Genomic DNA, 21,971 nt, shown 5'->3' with positions numbered 1-21,971 from the left:
TGAAGGTCACTGGGCCATTGGCAACACCGGCGACGTTGTCGCTGATGCTCAACACAGGGGCCTGGGTGTCGATCTGGTAGTTGGCGCTGCTGGCCCCGGTGCCGGCGTTCCCGGCGGTGTCGGTGTAAGTCGCGGCGACGGTGATCAGGTTAGTGGTGTCGGTCACGTTGACGCTTGGGGTGAACGTCCCGGTCCAGGTCACACCGCCATCGGTGCTGCTCAGGGCGCTGAGGGTGCCGTTCTCGACGCTGACATCGGTGTTATCAAAGGCGACGACCGCCTCGCTGAAGGTGATGGTGACCAAGCTGGTCTCACCGACGCTGAGGGCGGTGTCGGCCATCACAATGCTGGCAACCGTTGGCGCGCCGATGTCGACGGCCTGGGTGGCGTTGGCGGCAGTGCTGGCGTTGCCGGCGGCATCGACAGCAGCGCCGTCGGCCACGGCGACGGTGATCTCGCCGCCGGTGGGGGTGACCACCAAGGTGTAGGTCTGACCATCGACGCTGGTGAAGGCGCCTTTAGTACCGTTGGCCACGGTAACGTCATCAGCGCTGAAGCCGGTGACGGCCTCAGTGAAGCTAAAGGTGAAGGTCACTGGGCCATTGGCGACACCGGCGACGTTGTCGCTGATGCTCAACACAGGGGCCTGGGTGTCGATCTGATAGTTGGCGCTGCTGGCCCCGGTGCCGGCGTTACCGGCGGTGTCGGTGTAAGTCGCGGCGACGGTGATCAGGTTAGTGGTGTCGGTCACGTTGACGCTTGGGGTGAACGTCCCGGTCCAGGTGACGCCGCCATCGGTGCTGCTCAGGGCGCTGAGGGTGCCGTTCTCGACGGTGACATCGGTGTTATCGAAACCGCTGACCGCTTCGCTGAAGGTGATGGTGACCAGGCTGGTCTCACCGACGCTGAGGGCGGTGTCGGCCATCACAATGCTGGCAACCGTTGGCGCGCCGATGTCGACGGCCTGGGTGGCGTTGGCGGCAGTGCTGGCGTTGCCGGCGGCATCCTGGGCGGCATTGGCCGCCACGGCGACGGTGATCTCGCCGCCGGTGGGGGTGACCACCAAGGTGTAGGTCTGACCATCGACGCTGGTGAAAGCGCCTTTAGTACCGTTGGCCACGCTGACGTCATCAGCGCTGAAGCCGGTGACGGCCTCAGTGAAGCTAAAGGTGAAGGTCACCGGACCATTGGCGACACCGGCGACGTTGTCGCTGATGCTCAACACAGGGGCCTGGGTGTCGATCTGGTAGTTGGCGCTGCTGGCCCCGGTGCCGGCGTTACCGGCGGTGTCGGTGTAAGTTGCGGCGACGGTGATCAGGTTGCTGGTGTCGGTCACGTTGACGCTTGGGGTGAAGGTCCCGGTCCAGGTGACGCCGCCATCGGTGCTGCTCAGGGCGCTGAGGGTGCCGTTCTCGACGCTGACATCGGTGTTATCAAAGGCGACGACAGCCTCGCTGAAGGTGATGGTAACCAAGCTGGTCTCACCGACGCTGAGGGCGGTGTCGGCCATCACAATGCTGGCAACCGTTGGCGCGCCGATGTCGACGGCCTGGGTGGCGTTGGCTGCAGTGCTGGCGTTGCCGGCGGCATCGACAGCAGCGCCGTCGGCCACGGCGACGGTGATCTCGCCGCCGGTCGGGGTCACGACCAAGGTGTAGGTCTGACCATCGACGCTGGTGAAGGCGCCTTTAGTACCGTTGGCCACGCTGACGTCATCAGCGCTGAAGCCGGTGACGGCCTCAGTGAAGCTAAAGGTGAAGGTCACTGGGCCATTGGCAACACCGGCGACGTTGTCGCTGATGCTCAACACAGGAGCCTGGGTGTCGATCTGGTAGTTGGCGCTGCTGGCCCCGGTGCCGGCGTTACCGGCGGTGTCGGTGTAAGTCGCGGCGACGGTGATCAGGTTAGTGGTGTCGGTCACGTTGACGCTTGGGGTGAACGTCCCGGTCCAGGTCACACCACCATCGGTGCTGCTCAAGGCGCTGAGGGTGCCGTTCTCGACGGTGACATCGGTGTTATCAAAGGCGACGACCGCCTCGCTGAAGGTGATGGTGACCAGGCTGGTCTCACCGACGCTGAGGGCGGTGTCGGCCATCACAATGCTGGCAACCGTTGGCGCGCCGATGTCGACGGCCTGGGTGGCGTTGGCTGCAGTGCTGGCGTTGCCGGCGGCATCGACAGCAGCGCCGTCGGCCACGGCGACGGTGATTTCGCCGCCGGTGGGGGTGACCACCAAGGTGTAGGTCTGACCATCGACGCTGGTGAAGGCGCCTTTGGTGCCGTTGGCCACGCTGACGTCATCAGCGCTGAAGCCGGTGACGGCCTCAGTGAAGCTAAAGGTGAAGGTCACTGGGCCATTGGCAACACCGGCGACGTTGTCGCTGATGCTCAACACAGGGGCCTGGGTGTCGATCTGGTAGTTGGCGCTGCTGGCCCCGGTGCCGGCGTTCCCGGCGGTGTCGGTGTAGGTCGCGGCGACGGTGATCAGGTTAGTGGTGTCGGTCACGTTGACGCTTGGGGTGAAAGTCCCGGTCCAGGTGACGCCGCCATCGGTGCTGCTCAGGGCGCTGAGGGTGCCGTTCTCGACGGTGACATCGGTGTTATCAAAGGCGACGACCGCCTCGCTGAAGGTGATGGTGACCAGGCTGGTCTCACCGACGCTGAGGGCGGTGTCGGCCATCACAATGCTGGCAACCGTTGGCGCGCCGATGTCGACGGCCTGGGTGGCGTTGGCTGCAGTGCTGGCGTTGCCGGCGGCATCGACAGCAGCGCCGTCGGCCACGGCGACGGTGATCTCGCCGCCGGTCGGGGTCACGACCAAGGTGTAGGTCTGACCATCGACGCTGGTGAAGGCGCCTTTAGTACCGTTGGCCACGCTGACGTCATCAGCGCTGAAGCCGGTGACGGCCTCAGTGAAGCTAAAGGTGAAGGTCACTGGGCCATTGGCAACACCGGCGACGTTGTCGCTGATGCTCAACACAGGGGCCTGGGTGTCGATCTGGTAATTGGCGCTGCTGGCCCCGGTGCCAGCGTTGCCGGCGGTGTCGGTGTAGGTCGCGGCGACGGTGATCAGGTTAGTGGTGTCGGTCACGTTGACGCTTGGGGTGAACGTCCCGGTCCAGGTGACGCCGCCATCGGTGCTGCTCAAGGCGCTGAGGGTGCCGTTCTCGACGCTGACATCGGTGTTATCAAAGGCGACGACCGCCTCGCTGAAGGTGATGGTGACGAGGCTGGTCTCACCGACGCTGAGGGCGGTGTCGGCCATGACAATGCTGGCAACGGTGGGCGCGCTGTCGTTGTCGTTGATAGTCGCGGTACCCGATGCAACACCAAGGGTGGCATTGCTAGGGTTGCTTAAGGTGATGGTGAAGTTCTCGCTGACTTCAACCAAGCCATCATCGCTGATAGGGACTGTGATGGTTTGGGTGAGTTCGCCAGCGGCGAAATTAAGCGTACCGCTGACCGTGGTGTAGTCGCTACCTGCCGTGGCACTGCCGTTGCTGCTGGCGTAGTTGACACTCACAGCTTGACCCGATGCCGCCGATAGAGTGACGGTGAAGGTCGCAGTGCCCGCGTCTTCATTCACGCTGATATTGTTGATGCTGAGGCTAGGTACAGCGTCGTTGTCGTAGATATTTCCCGCAATAGTCAGGGCGCCAAATGTGAACGGTACAGTTTCAGTCGCTTCACTCAGGCTGTCGTCTACTGTAGGCAGGGTGATGCTGAAGCTGCTAACGCCGGCAGGTATTAGCAAATTCGTCCCCACTACAGTTACGCCATTACTGTAAATGGGCGTTCCATAATCTGTGAGTGAGGCGGTACCACCGCCAATGCTATGTGGCAAATTGAAAGACGCGCCTGAAGCTTTGTCTAGGGTCACCGTGCAGACTAAATCGGCACCTTCAGTGGCATGCTGCACACTCATGCCAGTAATTTTTGGCGGGCTGATGTCGACGGCCTGGGTGGCGTTGGCGGCAGTGCTGGCGTTGCTGGCCGCATCGACAGCAGCGCCGTCGGCCACGGCGACAGTGATTTCGCCGCCGGTGGGGGTGACCACCAAGGTGTAGGTCTGACCATCGACGCTGGTGAAGGCGCCTTTAGTACCGTTGGCGACGCTGACGTCATCAGCGCTGAAGCCGGTGACGGCCTCAGTGAAGCTAAAGGTGAAGGTCACTGGGCCATTGGCAACACCGGCGACGTTGTCGCTGATGCTCAACACAGGGGCCTGGGTGTCGATCTGGTAATTGGCGCTGCTGGCCCCGGTGCCGGCGTTACCGGCGGTGTCGGTGTAAGTCGCGGCGACGGTGATCAGGTTGCTGGTGTCTTCAACATTGACGCTTGGGGTGAACGTCCCGGTCCAGGTCACACCACCATCGGTGCTGCTCAGGGCGCTGAGGGTGCCGTTCTCGACGGTGACATCGGTGTTATCGAAACCGCTAACCGCTTCGCTGAAGGTGATGGTGACCAAGCTGGTCTCACCCACGCTGAGGGCGGTGTCAGCCATCACAATGCTGGCCACGGTGGGCGGGCTGATGTCGACGGCCTGGGTGGCGTTGGCTGCAGTGCTGGCGTTGCCGGCGGCATCGACAGCAGCGCCGTCGGCCACGGCGACGGTGATCTCGCCGCCGGTCGGGGTGACGACCAAGGTGTAGGTCTGACCATCGACGCTGGTGAAGGCGCCTTTAGTACCGTTGGCGACGCTGACGTCATCAGCGCTGAAGCCGGTGACGGCCTCAGTGAAGCTAAAGGTGAAGGTCACTGGGCCATTGGCGACACCGGCGACGTTGTCGCTGATGCTCAACACAGGGGCCTGGGTGTCGATCTGATAGTTAGCGCTGCTGGCCCCGGTGCCGGCGTTACCGGCGGTGTCGGTGTAAGTCGCGGCCACGGTGATCAGGTTGCTGGTGTCTTCAACATTGACGCTTGGGGTGAAAGTCCCGGTCCAGGTCACACCACCATCGGTGCTGCTCAAGGCGCTGAGGGTGCCGTTCTCGACGCTGACATCGGTGTTATCAAAGGCGACGACAGCCTCGCTGAAGGTGATGGTGACCAGGCTGGTCTCACCGACGCTGAGGGCGGTGTCGGCCATCACAATGCTGGACACGGTAGGCGCGGTGGTATCGCCGACGGTTACGCTGTCGGAGCCTGCTGGTGAGGTATTGTTGGCCGCATCGGTGACGGTGGCGGATGCAGTGATGTTCTGGCCGTCGGCAGGGCGTGCGACATCAAAGGTTATGCCATTGTTGATCTGCGTTTGGGTCAGGACGATCGGTGTTTGTGCCACGCCATTGAGTGTGACATTCAGCGTATCGCCCACGACGGTGCCGGTCGGCAGTGCGACGCTGACGCTGACGGTGGTGGCGTTGCCCAGCTCGGCGCTGCTGAGGGTGCCATCGTTGTTGGTGTCGGTGGCAATGGTCACCGTCGGTGCCGCAGCTTGGGTGTCTAGGGTAAATGTCAGGCTAGACGGGGCAGAGATGTTGCCGGCCGCATCGGTCTGACGCACCTGGATGGTGTTACTGCCTTCCACTGCCGTTGGTGCAGCGGTGCTCCAGGTTGTACCGTCGATGCTGTATTCGACGGTGGCCCCAGCTTCTGTGCCGCTGACGCTGTAACTGCCATCGTTACTGATCAGGTCACCGGCTACACCGCTGTCAGTGGTTAGGGTGAGGGTCGGCGTAGCAACTTGAGTGTCGAGGGTAAAGGTCAGGCTAGAAGAGGCGGACGTACTGCCATCAGTAGTCGTTTGGCGAACGAGAACAGTGTTCGTTCCCTCACTAGGTGTGAAGTTGGTGTTCCAACTGCTACCGCCGTCAGTGCTGTATTCGACTAATGATCCTGGCTCGACGCCGCCAATTGCCAGGGTGCCGTCATTGCTGATCAGGTCAGTGGCACTGGTACCGCTGTCGTTAGTCAGCGCTACGCTTGGTGCATTTGCAGCTGGAGTGACTAGATTGGTCTCTGCGGCAGTTGTTTGGTTGGTTTGCTCGCCTGTACCGAATGTCTCGTTCTGGTCTGTTCCGTTCAGACCCCGGTTGGAGGTGTCAAAACCGACAACTGCCTCCAGTTGTTGGCCTGTTTCTCCCAGCAACACAAAACTATGCCCACCACCCGCTGCGCCACCGGTACCGCCACCAGTGCCTGGACCTGCGGCTGGGGCCTCGAGGTCGACAGTGGGGTCGAAACCGGCAGTCAGCGCCTGTTCCAATCCTGACGTAGGCTCGGGCTTATCGTCTTCAGCTTGAGCGGCGCCGGGGGCTGCCTGCCAGCTGCTGTTTTGCGCCACATCTATCAGTTCGCCATTGGCCAACTGCAATGTTACTTCCCCGCCCAAGCCGGTTACGACCTGTTCACCCATCAGCAGGCGTTCGCCTTCGAATATTTGACGTTTGAGGCCGTCGAGAGAAACAGCAAAAACCTGACCTACAAGACTTTTTACGATGGCGACGATAGTGCTCATAGAACGGGCTCCGAGGTGGGCGCGGTAAAATCATTAAAAACAGTGAAGCATTTTTTAGATTTGAAGACTGATAATCTGACAAAAGAACGGCGTCATAAACTTTGCTTATTCCATTATGGAATTACTGGCATACCAAGCTATTAATAACGCGCACGTGGTCATAAATACTGCTCGAGATGATATCACTTTGATATTAATCTCCGTGCTGTGTGATGTGGTTCTCGTTTGGGTTGTTATGTCTCCTTTGCTATTTTGCGTCAAGCGCGTCCGGTCTTCGTTGCTCTGCGTCACTCGTCCAGCTCCCAAGGAATTTCATTTAATGCGTTTTTTTGCACTGCTCCCTCTTGTTCTCGCTGTATCGATGGCTGCTCATGGTCAGACCCTTAATGAAGCTATGCAACGTGCCCTTGAGGTGCATCCGGAGATACAGGCGGGGATCAATGCGCGCTTGTCGGTTGAAGAGCAAATGAACGCCGCCAGGGGCGGCTACCTGCCGCGAGTTGACCTGTTGGCCGGTTATGGCCGTGAAGGCACCGACAGTCCAAGTACCCGCGGGCAGAGCCACAACACCGAAACCCTGACTCGCGGTGAGTCGAGCCTGCGTCTGCAGCAGATGGTGTTCGACGGTTTTGCCACCCGCAGTGAAGTCGGTCGCCAACGTGCCACGGTGAATGCGCGCGCTTATGAGCTGCTGGGAACCTCTGAACGCACCGCTCTGACAGTGGCGCAGGTATATCTGGATGTGCTGACGCGTCAGGAGTTGGTTCGCTTGGCTGAAACGAACCTGGCCAGTCATGAACGGATCTATGACCAGATCACCCTGCGTAGCCAGAGCGGCGTGGGGCGCACGGCCGATCTTGATCAGGCGGAGGCGCGCTTGGCGCAAGCGCGTAACAACCTGATCACCGAGCAAACTAACCTGGCCGATGCGCAGGTCAATTACTTCAGCGTGGTTGGCCGTGATGCCAGTGAGCTGACCCGGCCTGCTGGCCTTGTTGGTCACTTGCCCGAAAGCCTGCCGGCTGCGCGTGAGGAAATGCTCGCCAACAACCCTTTTCTGAGTTCTGCCGAGGCGGATGTTCAGGCCACTGAGCAGCAGTATGAAGCGGCCAAATCGAGTTTCTACCCACGGGTTGATGCTGAGTTGTCACGCGGGCTGGATAACAACATTGATGGCGTTAGTGGCCATAGCAATGAGTGGCAGGCCATGCTGCGTATGCGCTACAACCTGTTTGCCGGCGGTAGCAATAAGGCTGATCTGCAGTCCAAGGCCTATCAGACGAACCAGGCCATGGATATTCGTAATAACGCCCTGCGGGTATTGAATGAAGACTTGGGCTTGGCCTGGAATGCTCGAGAAAATGCCCGCCAGCAGTTGCCGATAGCTCAACAGTACGTTGACTACAGCAGCCGCGTGCGTGAGTCCTACCAGAAGCAATTCGGCCTGGGCGAGCGCACCTTGCTGGATTTGCTCGACAGTGAAAACGAGTTATTCACTGCCTCGCGCCGACTTGAAGAAGTGCGGTTCACCGAGCTGTTTACTCAATACCGGATCAAGGCCACCATGGGCTCCCTGCTCAAGAGTCAGGGTGTAGTCGCGCCGATGGCCGCTGCGCCACTGGACGAAGTGAAGGCCCAGGTAAATTTACCCGGTCTGAATTGAGCCTGAGCCCAGCCGTCGATGAGTAAAGCCCAGTGGCAGTAGACCCCAGCCCGATACAAACCCGTAGCGATCCGCGTGATCGCTACGACGACCCTCTACTCGATAGCCTTCTGTCACTGTGTAGCCTGCATCAAAAGTCAGTCAGTCGCGCCATGCTCACGGCTGGTTTGCCGCTGCCTGAGCAGCGCTTGAGTGCCGAGTTGCTGCCGCGTGCCGCCGCGCGTGCGGGGCTTCAGGGGCGTTGGTTGCGTCGTGGTTTGGAGAAGATTCCGGCTTTGGCCATGCCAGCCTTGTTGCTGCTGCGTGATGGTCGAAGTGCCATTTTGCTGGGTTGGGATGATCAGGGACGTGCGCGCGTCATGCCCAGTGAAAGCGAGGGTGGTGAGGTGCGCGTGAGTGTCGAAACACTGGCCGAGGATTACAGTGGCCGCGTGTTCTTTGCTCAGCCACTGCATAAGTTCGATTTCAACCGTGGTGAGTTGATCCCGCGTGCCACGTCCTGGTTTCGCGACACCCTCAAGCGGTCTCGCTGGCTGTATATCGATGCCATTGCCGCGAGTTTTCTGATCAACCTGATCGGTTTGGCGACGCCGCTGTTTGTGATGAATGTGTACGACCGCGTAGTGCCCAACCAGGCTGAAGCCACGCTGTGGGTATTGGCAATTGGTATCGCCGGGGTGTTCTGCTTCGATCTGCTGCTGAAAACCTTGCGCGGCTTGTGTCTGGATTTGGCGGGCAAAAAGACCGACCTGATCATCTCCGCCACGCTGTTCGAGCGCATCGTTGGTATGGCCATGAAGTTCCGTCCGGCGCGGGTCGGTAGCTTTGCGCAGAACATTCACGAATTTCAGAGCCTACGTGATTTCCTCGCTTCGCTGACCCTGGCCAGCGTTATCGACCTGCCGTTTACCCTGTTGATTCTCGCGGTGATCGCCATGATCGGTGGGCATCTGGTGTGGATTCCGGTGCTGGCCTTCCCGCTGGTGGCCCTGATTGGTTGGACGTTGCAACGGCCGTTGGCAGAAACCATGCAGCGCACCATGGCGTTGGCGGCTGAGCGTCAGTCGAGCCTGATCGAGAGCCTGGCGGGGCTGGATGCAGTCAAGGTCAACAATGCAGAGAGTGAGCGCCAATACGTCTGGGAGCAGACCATTGGCACACTGAGCCGTCTGGAGCTGCGCGCGCGCATGCTCTCCAGCCTGGCGATGAACGCCACCATGCTGTTACAGCAGCTGGCCGGTGTAGTGGTGATTGTGCTCGGTGTGTACCAGATCATCGATGGCAACCTGAGCATGGGCGGACTGATTGCCTGCTACATGCTCAGCAGTCGCGCTCTGGGGCCATTGACGCAAATTTCGGGTTTGCTGACCCGTTATCAGCAGGCCAAGATCACCCTTGAGTCCGTCAACCAGATGATGGAGTTGCCGCAAGAGCGCCATGCCGATGAGCGCCCGCTCAAGCGCCAGTCGCTGCAAGGGGCGATTGAGTTTCGTCAGCTGGATTTCCATTATCCGGATCAACAACAGGCTGCCCTGCAAAGCATTAACCTGGTGGTTCGCCCAGGCGAGAAAATTGGCATCATCGGCCGCAGTGGTTCGGGTAAAAGCTCGTTGGCCAAGCTGATTGTCGGCTTGTATCAGCCCGACGCTGGCAGTTTGCTGGTAGACGGTATTGATGTGCGCCAGCTGGATGTCAGCGATTTACGCCACAACATCGGTTATGTGCCGCAGGACATTCAATTGTTCAGTGGCACCTTGCGCGACAACCTGGTGTCCGGCGCCCGTTATGTGGAGGACGAACTGGTGTTGCAGGCCGCTGAGTTGGCGGGTGTGCATGAGTTCGTACGCCTGCACCCCAAAGGCTATGAGCTGCAAGTTGGGGAGCGCGGGCAGAATCTATCCGGCGGCCAGCGGCAGAACGTTGCCTTGGCCCGTGCGTTGTTGCTCGACCCGCCGATTCTATTGCTTGATGAGCCGACTAGCGCCATGGACAACACCGGCGAAGAGCGCCTCAAGCAGCGCTTGTCAGCGGTAATCGGCACCAAGACCCTGCTGTTGGTCACCCACCGCGCCTCGATGCTCAGCCTGGTCGACCGGCTGATTATCGTGGATCGCGGGCAGATCATCGCCGACGGACCAAAAAGTAGCGTGATGGAAGCGCTGAAAAAGGGGCAAATCAGTGTCAGCTAAAGCGCCCGAGAAGAAGAGTCTGCGTCAGGCCGTGGCGGCCTATTTTGGCAGTGACGATGAGCTGGGTGATGAGCCGCTGCCTGAGATCAACAAAGCCTTGATTGAGGATGCACCGCGGGTTGTCCGGCTGACCATCTGGGGGCTGATTGCTTTTGTGGTGTTCTGCCTGCTGTGGGCCAATTTCGCCGTGGTTGATGAAGTGACTCGGGGCGATGGCAAGGCGATCCCGTCCTCGCGCCTGCAGAAAATTCAGAACTTGGAAGGCGGTATTGTCGCCGAGCTGTTTGTCCGTGAAGGGCAGATTGTTGACGCCGGCGCGCCGTTGTTGCGCTTGGACGACACTCGTTTTGCCTCCAACGTGGGTGAAACGGAGGCCGATCGCTTGGCTTTGCTGCTGCGCGTGGAGCGCTTGAGTGCCGAAGTGCAGGATCGCGAGCTGGTGGTTGCTGATGAGGTGCGGGAAAAGGCCGGCCGCCAGGCAGATAACGAAATCCAGCTGTTCAACAGCCGTAAACAGCAATTGCTGGATGAGGTGGCGGGCCTGGAAGAGCAGTTGATCCAGCGGCAGCAGGAGCTGCGAGAGTTTGCCTCCAAGCAAGGGCAGTTTCGCAGTAGCCTCAGCTTGCTGCGACAGGAAATTCGCATGTCTGAGCCGTTAGTGGCTCAAGGTGCGATTTCCCAGGTGGAAGTCTTGCGCCTTAAGCGTGCCGAAGTGGAAGCGCGCGGCCAGTTGGATGCCACCACGTTGGCGATGCCGCGAGCCGAAGCAGCGATCAAGGAAGTGGAGCGCAAGATCGATGAAACCCGTGGACGTTTTCGCAGTGAGGCACTGACTCAGCTGAATGAAGCGCGCACCGAGCTGAGCAAGATCCAGTCGACCGGTAGGGCGCTGGAAGACCGCGTCAACCGTACCCTGGTCACCTCGCCGGTGCGCGGCATCGTTAAGCAGCTACTGGTCAACACCATCGGTGGGGTGATTCAGCCAGGCAGCGACCTGGTGGAAATTGTGCCGTTGGATGAAAACCTCTTGGTCGAGGCGCGTATTCGTCCGCAGGACATTGCCTTTCTGCATCCGGGGCAGGAAGCCATGGTCAAGTTCACCGCCTATGACTACACCATCTACGGTGGGCTCAAGGCCGAGCTGGAGCAGATTGGCGCGGACACCGTGACCGACGATGAAGGCAACAGCTTTTATGTGATCAAGCTGCGTACCAATAAAAGCCATCTCGGAACGGTGGAAAATCCGCTGCTGATCATTCCTGGGATGGTCGCTTCGGTGGATATCATCACCGGCAAGAAGAGTGTGCTCAGCTACCTGCTCAAGCCGATTATCCGCGCCCGTAGCGAAGCATTGCGCGAGCGCTAGACCGCCTACTTTGCCCACAAAAAAGCCGCAGCTCGCTGCGGCTTTTTGTTGCCTGCGGGTTAACTGTTTATCGACGTAGGAGCGGGCCATGGCCGCGATTGAAAGCTTCGCGGGCATGGCCCGCTCCTACGATGAGGCGGGGTTCGGGCCTACTCAACAAACAGCTGCTGCACCACCGAGAAGTCCTGCTTGCCCTTGCCTTGCTTGAGCAGCAAGCGATACAGCTGCAACGCCAGCGCCCCCATGGGCGTGCTGCTGCCGCTGGCTTGAGCGGCTTCCTGGGCGAGGCCCAGGTCTTTGGTCATCAGCTCGGCCATAAAGCCGCCGCTGTAGCCTTTGGAGGCCGGGGCGTTTTCCATCACGCCGGGCCAGGGGTTGTACTTCTCTAGGGTCCAGTTGCCGCCCGAGCTCTGGCGCATGATTTCGGCCAGCACTGCCGGCTCCAAGCCGTTGGCCACGCCCATGGCCATGGCTTCAGCAGTGGCGATCATCTGTACTGCCAACACTTGGTTATTGCACACCTTGGCCACCTGGCCGGCACCGTCGGGACCCGCGTGGAAGATGTTCTTGCCCATGGCTTCAAAGATTGTGCGGGCTTTTTCCAGGGTGCTGGCCGCGCCGCCGATCATAAAGGTCAGGGTGCCAGCTGCTGCGCCGGCGGTGCCGCCGGACACTGGGGCGTCGAGCAGTTCGATGCCGCGCGCCTGGGCCGCCTGGTGCACCTTGCGTGCGGACTCTGGGGCAATGGTCGAGCATTCCAGCACCAGGCTGCCAGGCTTAAGCGCGGCCAGCAGGCCGTTATCACCCAAGTACAAGCCTTCGACATGTCGGCTGGCCGGCAGCATGCTGACCACCACATCAGCCCCTTGCACAGCATCTACGGCGCTGCTGGCGGCCTGGGCACCATCCTTGGCCAGGTCTTCGACGGCCGCTTGCAGCAGGTCGAAGACGCTGAGGTTGAAACCGGCCTTAAGCAGGTTGCGCGCCATGGGCAGACCCATGTGGCCGAGGCCGATAAAGGCAATTTTGTTCATTTTTGCTCTCCTTGCCTGAGGGAGCAGCGACCCAGGCCGCTGCTGGTCAATAGCCGTGTAGGGTGGATGACGTTTCACTCATCCACCCGCTGCGGTCTTATTGGTGGATGAAAAAAGCGCCATCCAACCTACAAATCTGCCAGCGGGTGTTCACCGTCCCAGACGGGGGTGAAGTGTGCTTCGATCACTTCGTCAGGGATGTTCGCTACATCCGGCCAGTGCCACTGTGGCGCGTGGTCTTTGTCGATCAGGCGTGAGCGCACACCCTCGGGAAACTCCGGATGGCGGCAGCAGTTCAGGCTCATGGCGTATTCCATGCGGAATACCTCGGCCAATGACAGCGGTTTGGCCCGTTTGATTTGCTCCCAAACCAGATGACCGGTCAGCGGGCAGCCGCCATTCAGCGTTTTGGCGGCGCGCGCGAGGAGCAGGTCGCTATCGCTGTGCAAGGTACTGATGGCCTGCCAGGCGTGGGGCAGGTCGGCGGTATCGAGCAGCTCGTCGATGCGCGCACGGCGCGGCAACCATTGGGCTTCTGGCAGTTCAGGCAGGGCCTGGTTTTCCAGAGCCTTGAGCAGGCTGTGTAGTTGCTGCGCGCTCTGCTCCTGCCAGTTGAGTTGCGCCAGGCCATTGAGCAGATCGTCTTGCTGGCTGTCGAGTAGCACGCGGTCGGCCAGGTCCAGATCCAGCGCATCGCGGGCGTTGATGCTGCTGGCGGTCAGGCCGAGAAATAAACCGAGCTTGCCCGGCAGGCGCGCGAGGAACCAGCTGCCGCCTACATCCGGGTACAGGCCGATATTCACTTCCGGCATGCCCAGGCGGCTGCCTGGGGTGACGATGCGAATGCCTGCACCTTGCATCAGGCCCATGCCGCCGCCCAGTACGTGGCCATGAGCCCAGCAGATAAAGGGTTTTGGGAAGGTGTGGATGCGGTGGTCGAGGCGGTATTCGTCGGCAAAAAAGCGCCGCGCCAAGGGCGGTATTTCGCCCGGGTGTTCACGGCATTGATGCACCAGCTGCACCACGTCGCCGCCAGCGCAGAACGCTTTGGGGCCGTTACCACGCAACATGACGCAGGCAATGCTCGGGTCATCAGCCCAAGCCTTGAGCTTGGCATCCAGCGCCTCGATCATCGGCAGCGAAAGGGCGTTGAGGCTTTTTTCGGCATCCAGGCTGGCGATGCCGATGCGCATGCCGTGTTGGGCCGGGCGCTCTTCGAATTGCACGTTCATCTGTGTTTCCAGCGTAGGGTGGATGACGTTTTATCCATCCACCGAGTGAGGCCATGGTGGATGTTAAAAACGACATCCACCCTACGGATTTGCGTTGCCTGCGTGGAAAGCCGCGCAGGGTTTTCCATCAGCCGGCAGATCATTTATTGCGCCACTGCGGGTCGCGTTTTTCCAGGAAGGCGTTGACCCCTTCGCGGGTGTCATCGGCGTCGAACAGGTCAACAAAACGTTCGCGCTCTTCTGGCAGCCAGGTGCTCGGGCTGCGTTCGCGCGCACCCTGAATCAACGGTTTGATGGTGCGTACCGCCACCGGGCTCTGCCGCGCGACTTTTGCCGCCAGCAGCAAGGCATGACCACGGGCTTCACCGCTGTCGACCACTTGCTCGACCAGGCCGATGCGCAGGGCGGTTTCTGCATCCAGGCGTTCGCCGCAGAGAATCATGCGTTTGGCCCAGCCTTCGCCGACCAACCAACTCAGGTGCTGAGTGCCGCCCGCGCAGGGCAGCAAACCGACCGTGGCTTCCGGCAGGGCCAGTTGTGCTTGGCGTTCGGCGATACGGATATCACAGGCCAGAGCACATTCCAGACCGCCGCCCATGGCGTAGCCATTGATCGCGGCAATCGATACCCCGCGAAAATCACGCAACGCCTCGAAGGCCTCGCCGAAGCGCCGTGCCATCTCGCGTGCACGGGCTTTGTCGCCATCAGCGAACAGCTTGAGGTCAGCGCCAGCGCTGAAAAACTTGCCGCCCTGGCCGGTAATCACCAAGGCGTAAATGTCATCGTCATGATTGAGATGTTCGACCAGTTGTTTAAGGCCGATCAACGACTCGCGGTCCCAGGTATTGGCCGGCGGGTTGTTGATGGTGATCAGCGCTGTATGGCCGTGCTTTTCCACGGTGATCTTGTGGGTCAGGTCGAAGACCCCGGGGTTATAGGCTTCGATGGCGTGGCTCATAAGTGTCCTCGTCAGGTTGCTCCCCTCTTCATGCAGAAGAGGGGTTGTGGGCGTGGTTCAGTCGTTACAGTAAGCGATCAAGCATGCCGCCCTGATCCAGCAGGCGGCGAGCAATGATCACTCGCATGATCTCGTTGGTGCCCTCCAGAATCTGATGCACGCGGCTGTCGCGTACCCAGCGTTCCAGCGGGTAGTCATTCAGATAACCGTAGCCGCCGTGAAGTTGCAGCGCCTCGTTGCACAGGGTGAAGCAGTGATCGGTGGCAAAGCGCTTGGCCATGGCGCAATACAGGCTGGCTTCGCTGTGGCCGTGATCGAGTTTATGTGCGGCCAGGCGCACCATCTGCCGGCTGGCGGTGAGGTCGGTGAGCATGTCGGCGAGCTTGAATTGCAGCGACTGAAAGTCGCTGAGCGGTTTGCCGAACTGTTTGCGTTCTTCCACATAGCGCAGCGATTGTTCCAGTGCGGCTTGCGCGGCGCCGAGGGAGCAGCTGGCGATATTGATGCGCCCGCCATCCAGGCCCTTCATTGCGTAGACGAAACCCTGGCCTTCCGGACCGATGCGGTTGCCGGCCGGGATACGTACGCCTTCAAAGGTGATGGTGCGGGTCGGCTGGGCGCGCCAGCCCATCTTCAGTTCGTTGCGTCCGTACTTCACACCCTCGGCATCGGCCGGTACCAGGAAGCAGGAAACGCCCTTGGCGCCGCTTTCTTCGCCGGTGCGCGCCATCACAATCAGCACATCGGTTGAGCCTGCACCGGAGATAAAGCACTTGCTGCCATCCAGCACATAGTCGTCGCCATCACGCTTGGCGCGGGTGCGCAGGTGCGCGGCGTCGGAGCCTGCGTCCGGTTCAGTCAGGCAGTAGGAGGCCAATAACTCGCCGCTGACCAGGCGCGGCAACCAGGTATCTTTCAGCGCTTGGTCGGCGAAGGAGGCGAGCATCCACGAGGCCATGTTGTGGATGGTGAGGAAGGCGGTGGTAGCGATGCAGCCGGCCGACAGCTGCTCGAAAATCAGCGAAGCGGACAGCCGCGACAGACCCAGGCCGCCATCCTCTTCTTTGATGTAGAGGGCCAGATAGCCTTGCTCGGCGGCCTGCTTGATCACGTCCACTGGGAAGTGATGGTCACGGTCCCAGTCGGCGGCATGCGGCGCCAGCTCGCGGCTGGCGAATTGGCGGGCGCTGTCTACCAGCAGGCGTTGTTCATCGCTGAGTTCGAAATCCATAAGTCCTCATTGTAGGGTCAGGGGTTGTCCGGCGGCCCGTCGTTCGGTTTGCCAGTCGGCAAGATTAGGGGCGGCCTGGGATACGTCGAGGCGATCGACGATGCTGAAGTAGTCTTGCTTGAAGCGGTCGAGGATCACCTCAGCGCGGTCTTTAACTTGCACCACATAAACGGTTTGCGCGTTCTGGTGATCGAAGGCGCGCCATTGTTGGCGGTCTTTGAGTAACTGGTAACTGTGGTTTTCCAAGGCTTTGATCAGCGCTTCGCTGTCCAGGCTGTCAGCCCGTTGGGCGGCGTCAGCCCACTGATAAACAATGCTGTAGGCCGAGGCTGCAGAGCTGGAGGGGTACATTTTGTAGCGTTCGCTGAACTGGCTGACAAACGCTTGGCCGCGCTCGGATTTCTCCAGCGCTGGCACGCGCCATGTCCAGGGCTCGGTGCCCAGCACGCCCTGCATGATGTCGGGGCCGGCTTGCTCGACCATATGCTGGGTTAGGTTGGGCGCGACGATCTGCATGCGCTCGGTCAGGCCCAGGTCTTTAGCGATACGCATGGCGCGCACCAAGTCTTCGCCGAACAGCACGAGTACCAGCACTTTGGCTTTACTCATCGAGGCTTGCGTCAGGGCGTTCTGGTAGTCAGCGGTGCGGGCGCCTGGGAAGGGCACTTTAAGTCCCGGATGCTTACCCGCATCGGTGCTGCCAGTGGTCTGGCGCAGGGAGCTTTCGGTGGTATGGCCCCAGGTGTAATCGGCAGTGACATAGAAATAATCCTGATTGGGCATGTGCTTGGTCAGGTAGCTGCCCAGGGCGCGAGCGCTCATCCAGGCGTTGTTGCACTCACGGAACATATAACGGTGGCCGTCTTTGCCCGTGGTGTCGTTGGAGTAGGTGAGGGTTCCGAAATACAGCAGGCCATGCGTGGCTGCACGCTTGCCGGCGGCGATGGCCACCGCGCTGGATGAGCCGCCAAACAGCATGGCAGCGCCTTCGGCGGCGAGCTTGTCGACGTTCTTTACCGCCTTGGCCGGACGCGAGGCGGTGTCTTTGCTGGACAGGCGCAACGGCCGACCGAGCACGCCGCCGCGCTCGTTCAACTCATCAATGGCCAGCAAGGCTCCGCGCATCTGGGCCAAACCTTCTTCCTTATAGGGGCCGCTGCGTGGGTAGTTGAGCCCCAAGGTGATTGGCTCAGCGGCTTGCGCAACGGCAGTAATTCCAGCCCAAAGGGCCAGAGTGGCAGTCAACTTTTTCATTGCATCCTCCATGGTTTTGTTATGCCAGGGCACTTTGGGCCACTGGCGGGCATGGAGGCATCGTCTATTGGTCTAAGAGGTCACGTATTGCAGTGGATCAATGCCGCTGCAGTTTCTCATTTCAGCTGAATCGTCATGTTCGGTCCGGCCGTTGCGTTGGCAAGGGCGTCTTCATCAAACCAGCGGCTGGTCACCGTCTTGGTTTCGGTAAAGAAGCGCACGCCCTGTTTGCCGTAAGCGTGCAGGTCACCGTAGAACGAGCCTTTCCAACCGGTAAAGGAGAAGAACGGCAGCGGCACCGGCACCGGCACGTTGATACCCACCTGGCCGACTTCCACCGCGTGTTGATAATGCCGCGCGGCGCCGCCGGAACGGGTGAAGATCGAGGTGCCGTTGCCATAAGGGCTGGCGTTGACCAGCTCGATGGCTGCTTCCAGGTTGTCGACCTCCATGCACACCAGCACCGGGCCGAAGATTTCTTCGCGGTACAAGCTCATCTTTGTAGTCACGCCGCGAAACAGGGTAGGGCCGACCCAGTTGCCGTTGGGGTAACCCTCAACCGCGCAATGCGAGCCATCGAGCAGGCATTCGGCGCCCTCGGCCTTGCCCTCGGCAATCAGACGAATCACCCGTTGTTTGGCTTGCTGGCTGATCAACGGGCCGAACGCCGCGTGGCCATCGGTCCAGTAGCCGGGTTGCAGATCGGCCATTTGTGCTTGCAACTCGTCGATCCATTGCTTCGACTCGCCAACAAACACCGCCACGCTGATCGCCATGCAGCGCTGCCCGGCCGCGCCGCAGCTGGCACCGACCAGGTTACTCAGCACCTGCTGTTTATTGGCGTCGGGCATGATCACCATATGGTTCTTGGCCCCGGCAAACGCTTGCACGCGTTTGAGGTGGGCGGTACCGGTGCGGTAGATATGCTGACCCACCGGCACCGAGCCGACGAAGGAGATGGCGCGAATGTCCGGGTGGGTCAGTAGGCTGTCGACCACTTCGCGTGCGCCGTGCAGCACCTGCAACACCCCCTTGGGCGCACCGGCTTCGATAAACAGCTCGGCCAGGCGATTGGGCGTTAGTGGGTCCTGTTCGGATGGCTTGAGAATAAAGGTGTTGCCGGCGGCGATGGCCAGGGGAAACATCCACAACGGAATCATCGCCGGGAAGTTGAACGGGGTAACGCCCACGCATACGCCCAGCGGCTGAATCCAACTCGAGGTGTCGATGTCGCGGGCCACGTTCTCCATGGTCTCGCCCATCATCAGGCTGGCAATGTTGCAGGCCTGCTCGACTACTTCGATACCGCGCCACACATCGCCCTTGGCATCGGCCAGGGTCTTGCCGGTTTCGCCGGCAAGGATTTCCGCCAGCTCGTCGTGGTGTTCTTTAAGTAGGTGCTGGTAGCGCAGCATCACCCGCGCACGGTCGGAGACCGGCACTTCGCGCCAGGTGAGGAAGGCCGCCTTGGCGCTGGCAATCGCCGCTTCGATTTCTTCGGCCGTGGCCTTGGGCACCAGCGCCAGAACGTCCTGGGTCGCCGGGTCGGTGACTTCGATAAATTCGCGAGCGCGGCTTTCACACCACTCGCCATCAATCAATTGCGCGACTGCCTTGGCCATTGTTTTCTCCACGGTGGGCCTGCGGCCCGGTTGTTGTTTTGCCTTGTTATAGCGGCCTTGGGCGGCTTTGTGGATTGACGATCTTGGCCGGCGGATGGACTATCTTGTGATTGAAGTGCGCTTGGATAGATAAATGTCTGCCTATGTTGATACCTCCAACTGGCCCCTGCCGGCGAACGGCGTGCGCTTTATTACGCCGCCGCGCTTGCGCCGCCTGTTGGCCAAAAGCCCGCTAGGGCAGGGCTGCTACCCGTTAGCACTGGGGTTTTACCCGCAGGCCGAAGGGCATCGCATGCACCGTGCGCAGCCGGACGACTATTTGCTGATCTATTGCCGTGCCGGGCAGGGCTGGTTGGATACGCCAGATGGACGATTAGCTGTCAGTGGTGGCGATCTGTTAGTACTGCCAAAAGGTGTGGCGCATACCTACGGCGCGGATGCGCAAAAGCCCTGGACTCTGTACTGGGTGCATTTCGATGGCGAGCTGGTGGCAGATTTTCTCAAGCCGCTGGGCAAGGGCCCGTTATGGCGCATTGGTGTACAGCCACGGTTGCTGGCGGAGTTCGATGCATTGCTGAATTTGCGCAAGCAAGGCTTGAACCTGCCGCACTTTATCCATGCCGCCCACCAGTTGCAGGTGCTGCTGACTTCCTTGGCGGTGTTGCCGGCGCGCACCACCTTGAAGTCCGGGCGGGTGCTGGATGTCGACGCGGTGCAGGCGGTGATGCGTGCGCATCTCCATGACAGCCTGAACCTTGATGAGTTGGCTGCGCAGTTCAAGTTGTCGCGCTTTCACTTTGCTAAAACCTACCGCGCGCTGACCGGTCACGCGCCGATTCAAGACTTCATCCAGCTAAAAATGGCCCACGCCTGCCGCCTGCTCGATGAAGGCAAGCAGGGCATTCGCCAGGTGGCGGAGCAGTTGGGTTATGACGACGTGTATTACTTCTCGCGGTTATTTCGCAAGGTGGTGGGCATGGCGCCCAGCCACTACCGCGCGCTGCATCAAGGCTAAGTCAGCGGTTCTAGAGGCAGAGGGAAGCTTTCGGCAAAAGCGGCCGGCCTGAAATAGCAGCGCGTGGTTTGGGCCGACAGCTTGGCGGTTATTGGCAACGCGTTAACTCGCCGCCGGATAGTTCATGCCTAAACCGGCTGGTGTAGCGGCGGGGGCTTCTTTGGGAAGTTTGAGGGTCAACATGATGAGCACTACACCCACGCCGCAAATGCTGGCATACACCCCAGCAAAGCTGCCGCTGTAATTGGCCAACAGCCCAGCACCGTAGTTGCCGAGCATGCCGCCAGAGCCTTGCATCACGTTGGCGACACCAAATATGGCCACAGCCATTGCGCTGGATGATGCCAGTTTGGAAACGTAAGCGGGGATAAGGCCGAAAATGGGGTAGAAGGCTGTAGAGAACAGCCCCGCAGCGATTAATGGCCAATGCCCTGAGGGGTGTATCACGAAGATCAGTGCCGCCGTTACCACGCAGCTATACACCAGCAACATGGCCGTGCGTAACCCGGTGCGGTCTGAGAGCCAACCGACGGCTAACCCCGCGAACATGCCAACGAAGCCGATTACGGCCCAGACCTGAGCGCTGAACTGTACGTCAAAACCCAGCTCGGTGCGCAGATAGGACGAGAGGTAAGTTTGGAACGGAAAAGTGGCAAACCCGATCAAGAAATTCATCGACCAGATCAGTAATATCCAGGGCTTTATCAGCGCTAAGCGCCCGCTTGGTACCGCCAGCTCCACGGTCATGGGTGTTACGGTCGGCGGTACGGTTGCACTGAGCAAGCCGCCTTTCTTGAATACCACCAGCACCAGTACCGCCATGGCCACGGTAATCAGCCCCACCCACCACCACACGCTGCGCCATTCACCTGGCGCAGCATACAGCGGCACCAGCAAGCTGTTGATCGCAACGCCGTAGCTGGTCCCACTGGATACCAGCCCCATGGCCAAACCCCGGTAGCGGTACGCCGTGACTCTAGCGATAACATCGACCATCGGCACAAAGACTGTTGCAGCCGTGCCTGCCAGCAGGGTCAGCAATGCACCGATAACAAGGATATTGTTTGACAGCGGAATCAGCAGCAAGGCCAGTGCGCATACCGCCCCTGAGCCCACTATCATCCAGCCGCCGCCGATTTTCGGCGTCAGCCAGACGGCCAGCAGTGCGCAGAGTAGAAAACCTAACTGCGCCGAGGCGGTAATACTGCCCACGTACGAAAAATCGAAACCCAGAGATGCCTGCATGTCAGGTACGAGCTGGGCAAATAGATAAATCCCAAAGCCATAGGTCGCGGCTACCAGGCTGGTTAGTAACACTACAATCGCAGCATTCAAACGCATGGTCAGCACCGTATTGGCGGTTGTATCAGGGGGCGGGTTACAAAATAGGCTGTGATGGGCGCACAGCTATTTAGGGCTACACGGCGCCTTGTTGTGCGTCCGTTCTTAAGTAAGCGTGCGCGGTTCTGCACTTACACGCGCCCGTTCAGTGCAGCGAGTTTTCATTGCGCTGATGCGGTTTGACTTTACTGAGCGGAAAATTCGGACGACTGATAAAAGCGTCCTGCATATGTTCTATAACGCCATGTTGCCGGCTTATTTGCGGATCAGAAGGCGTGCCAAACGCTGCTCAACAGCCGCCAACACCTACACGCCATAGCAAGTAGCCCGGACATTTATAGGGTGGACCAGGTTTATTGTCCGCTGGCTTTTCGACAGCCAGCGCCGGGTCGGTAGTTGCCAGCCACCTTAATTTGCCTCACATGCCTTTCTTCGCGTGCCCTTTGCGTTTTTAACGTGCAGGGATACCCGTAAGCCTCGACGGTCGCATCAAACTCGAACCGGGCTGGAAAAGAGGCCCTGCGCGAGGCGTTCGACAAGCCTTAGATGGCGAAGCTCAGCGAGCCTCTGCGCAACGAAAAAGCCGCCGGCAAGGTGGTGGGTGCG

General features: G+C 60.2%; 12 protein-coding genes and 1 pseudogene. 5 read left to right on the top strand and 8 right to left on the bottom strand.

Annotated elements, in window-relative coordinates; translation table 11 throughout:
* A partial coding sequence (locus tag D8779_RS20065; RefSeq protein WP_136666377.1) for a retention module-containing protein occupies nt 1–6,460 on the bottom strand: 6,460 nt, incomplete at its 3' end.
* 319 nt (nt 6,461–6,779) lie between these two features.
* Here D8779_RS20065 and D8779_RS20060 point away from each other — a divergent pair.
* The 3 genes from D8779_RS20060 to D8779_RS20050 are packed head-to-tail and all read left to right on the top strand — an operon-like array spanning nt 6,780 to nt 11,678.
* Nucleotides 6,780–8,123, top strand: coding sequence for a TolC family outer membrane protein (locus tag D8779_RS20060; protein ID WP_136666376.1), 1,344 nt, complete (start codon nt 6,780–6,782; stop codon nt 8,121–8,123).
* A gap of 32 nt (nt 8,124–8,155) precedes the next feature.
* Nucleotides 8,156–10,312: a type I secretion system permease/ATPase gene (locus D8779_RS20055; protein ID WP_136666375.1), complete on the top strand. Its 2,157-nt coding sequence runs from the start codon at nt 8,156–8,158 to the stop codon at nt 10,310–10,312.
* A gap of 19 nt (nt 10,313–10,331) precedes the next feature.
* Complete coding sequence (locus D8779_RS20050) at nt 10,332–11,678, top strand: HlyD family type I secretion periplasmic adaptor subunit (RefSeq protein WP_136666389.1); 1,347 nt, start codon at nt 10,332–10,334, stop codon at nt 11,676–11,678.
* Between the two features lie 149 nt (nt 11,679–11,827).
* Here the strand turns inward: D8779_RS20050 and mmsB are convergent, their stop codons facing one another.
* The 6 genes from mmsB to D8779_RS20020 form a co-directional block, all read right to left on the bottom strand.
* The gene (mmsB, locus tag D8779_RS20045) at nt 11,828–12,739 is read right to left on the bottom strand and encodes a 3-hydroxyisobutyrate dehydrogenase (RefSeq protein WP_338109882.1); all 912 of its coding nucleotides are present in this window, start codon (nt 12,737–12,739) and stop codon (nt 11,828–11,830) included.
* A gap of 101 nt (nt 12,740–12,840) precedes the next feature.
* A complete protein-coding gene (locus D8779_RS20040; protein WP_136666373.1) occupies nt 12,841–13,944 on the bottom strand; it encodes an enoyl-CoA hydratase/isomerase family protein in 1,104 nt (367 codons plus the stop codon).
* 139 nt (nt 13,945–14,083) lie between these two features.
* Complete coding sequence (locus tag D8779_RS20035; protein WP_136666372.1) at nt 14,084–14,902, bottom strand: enoyl-CoA hydratase; 819 nt, start codon at nt 14,900–14,902, stop codon at nt 14,084–14,086.
* Between the two features lie 64 nt (nt 14,903–14,966).
* On the bottom strand, nt 14,967–16,133 hold the full coding sequence (locus D8779_RS20030; RefSeq protein WP_136666371.1) for an isobutyryl-CoA dehydrogenase: 1,167 nt from the start codon (nt 16,131–16,133) through the stop codon (nt 14,967–14,969).
* 6 nt (nt 16,134–16,139) lie between these two features.
* Nucleotides 16,140–17,387, bottom strand: a complete 1,248-nt coding sequence (locus tag D8779_RS20025) for a substrate-binding protein (protein ID WP_136666370.1) — start codon at nt 17,385–17,387, stop codon at nt 16,140–16,142.
* Between the two features lie 116 nt (nt 17,388–17,503).
* On the bottom strand, nt 17,504–19,009 hold the full coding sequence (locus D8779_RS20020) for a CoA-acylating methylmalonate-semialdehyde dehydrogenase (protein ID WP_136666369.1): 1,506 nt from the start codon (nt 19,007–19,009) through the stop codon (nt 17,504–17,506).
* A 133-nt stretch (nt 19,010–19,142) separates the two neighbouring features.
* On the opposite strand from D8779_RS20020, the gene D8779_RS20015 reads away from it, so the two are divergent.
* The gene (locus D8779_RS20015) at nt 19,143–20,024 is read left to right on the top strand and encodes an AraC family transcriptional regulator (protein WP_136666368.1); all 882 of its coding nucleotides are present in this window, start codon (nt 19,143–19,145) and stop codon (nt 20,022–20,024) included.
* A 102-nt stretch (nt 20,025–20,126) separates the two neighbouring features.
* On the opposite strand, the gene D8779_RS20010 is transcribed toward D8779_RS20015, so the two are convergent.
* Nucleotides 20,127–21,365, bottom strand: coding sequence for an MFS transporter (locus tag D8779_RS20010; protein ID WP_136666367.1), 1,239 nt, complete (start codon nt 21,363–21,365; stop codon nt 20,127–20,129).
* A 464-nt stretch (nt 21,366–21,829) separates the two neighbouring features.
* Here D8779_RS20010 and D8779_RS21195 point away from each other — a divergent pair.
* A pseudogene (locus D8779_RS21195) lies at nt 21,830–21,908 on the top strand (uracil-DNA glycosylase); the annotation flags it as partial.
* Nucleotides 21,909–21,971: the final 63 nt, after the last annotated feature.

It is taken from the genome of Pseudomonas leptonychotis (genome assembly GCF_004920405.1).
Taxonomy (GTDB): Bacteria; Pseudomonadota; Gammaproteobacteria; order Pseudomonadales; family Pseudomonadaceae; genus Aquipseudomonas; species Aquipseudomonas leptonychotis.
This window is presented reverse-complemented; position numbering and strand designations above follow the sequence as displayed.

Bases quoted from the DNA above. Each gene is read 5' to 3' on its own strand.
- D8779_RS20060 (WP_136666376.1), top strand. From the start codon at position 6,780: ATGCGTTTTTTTGCACTGCTCCCTCTTGTTCTCGCTGTATCGATGGCT.
- D8779_RS20040 (WP_136666373.1), bottom strand. From the start codon at position 13,944: ATGAACGTGCAATTCGAAGAGCGCCCGGCCCAACACGGCATGCGCATC.
- D8779_RS20035 (WP_136666372.1), bottom strand. From the start codon at position 14,902: ATGAGCCACGCCATCGAAGCCTATAACCCCGGGGTCTTCGACCTGACC.
- D8779_RS20030 (WP_136666371.1), bottom strand. From the start codon at position 16,133: ATGGATTTCGAACTCAGCGATGAACAACGCCTGCTGGTAGACAGCGCC.
- D8779_RS20025 (WP_136666370.1), bottom strand. From the start codon at position 17,387: ATGAAAAAGTTGACTGCCACTCTGGCCCTTTGGGCTGGAATTACTGCC.
- D8779_RS20020 (WP_136666369.1), bottom strand. From the start codon at position 19,009: ATGGCCAAGGCAGTCGCGCAATTGATTGATGGCGAGTGGTGTGAAAGC.
- D8779_RS20015 (WP_136666368.1), top strand. From the start codon at position 19,143: ATGTCTGCCTATGTTGATACCTCCAACTGGCCCCTGCCGGCGAACGGC.
- D8779_RS20010 (WP_136666367.1), bottom strand. From the start codon at position 21,365: ATGCGTTTGAATGCTGCGATTGTAGTGTTACTAACCAGCCTGGTAGCC.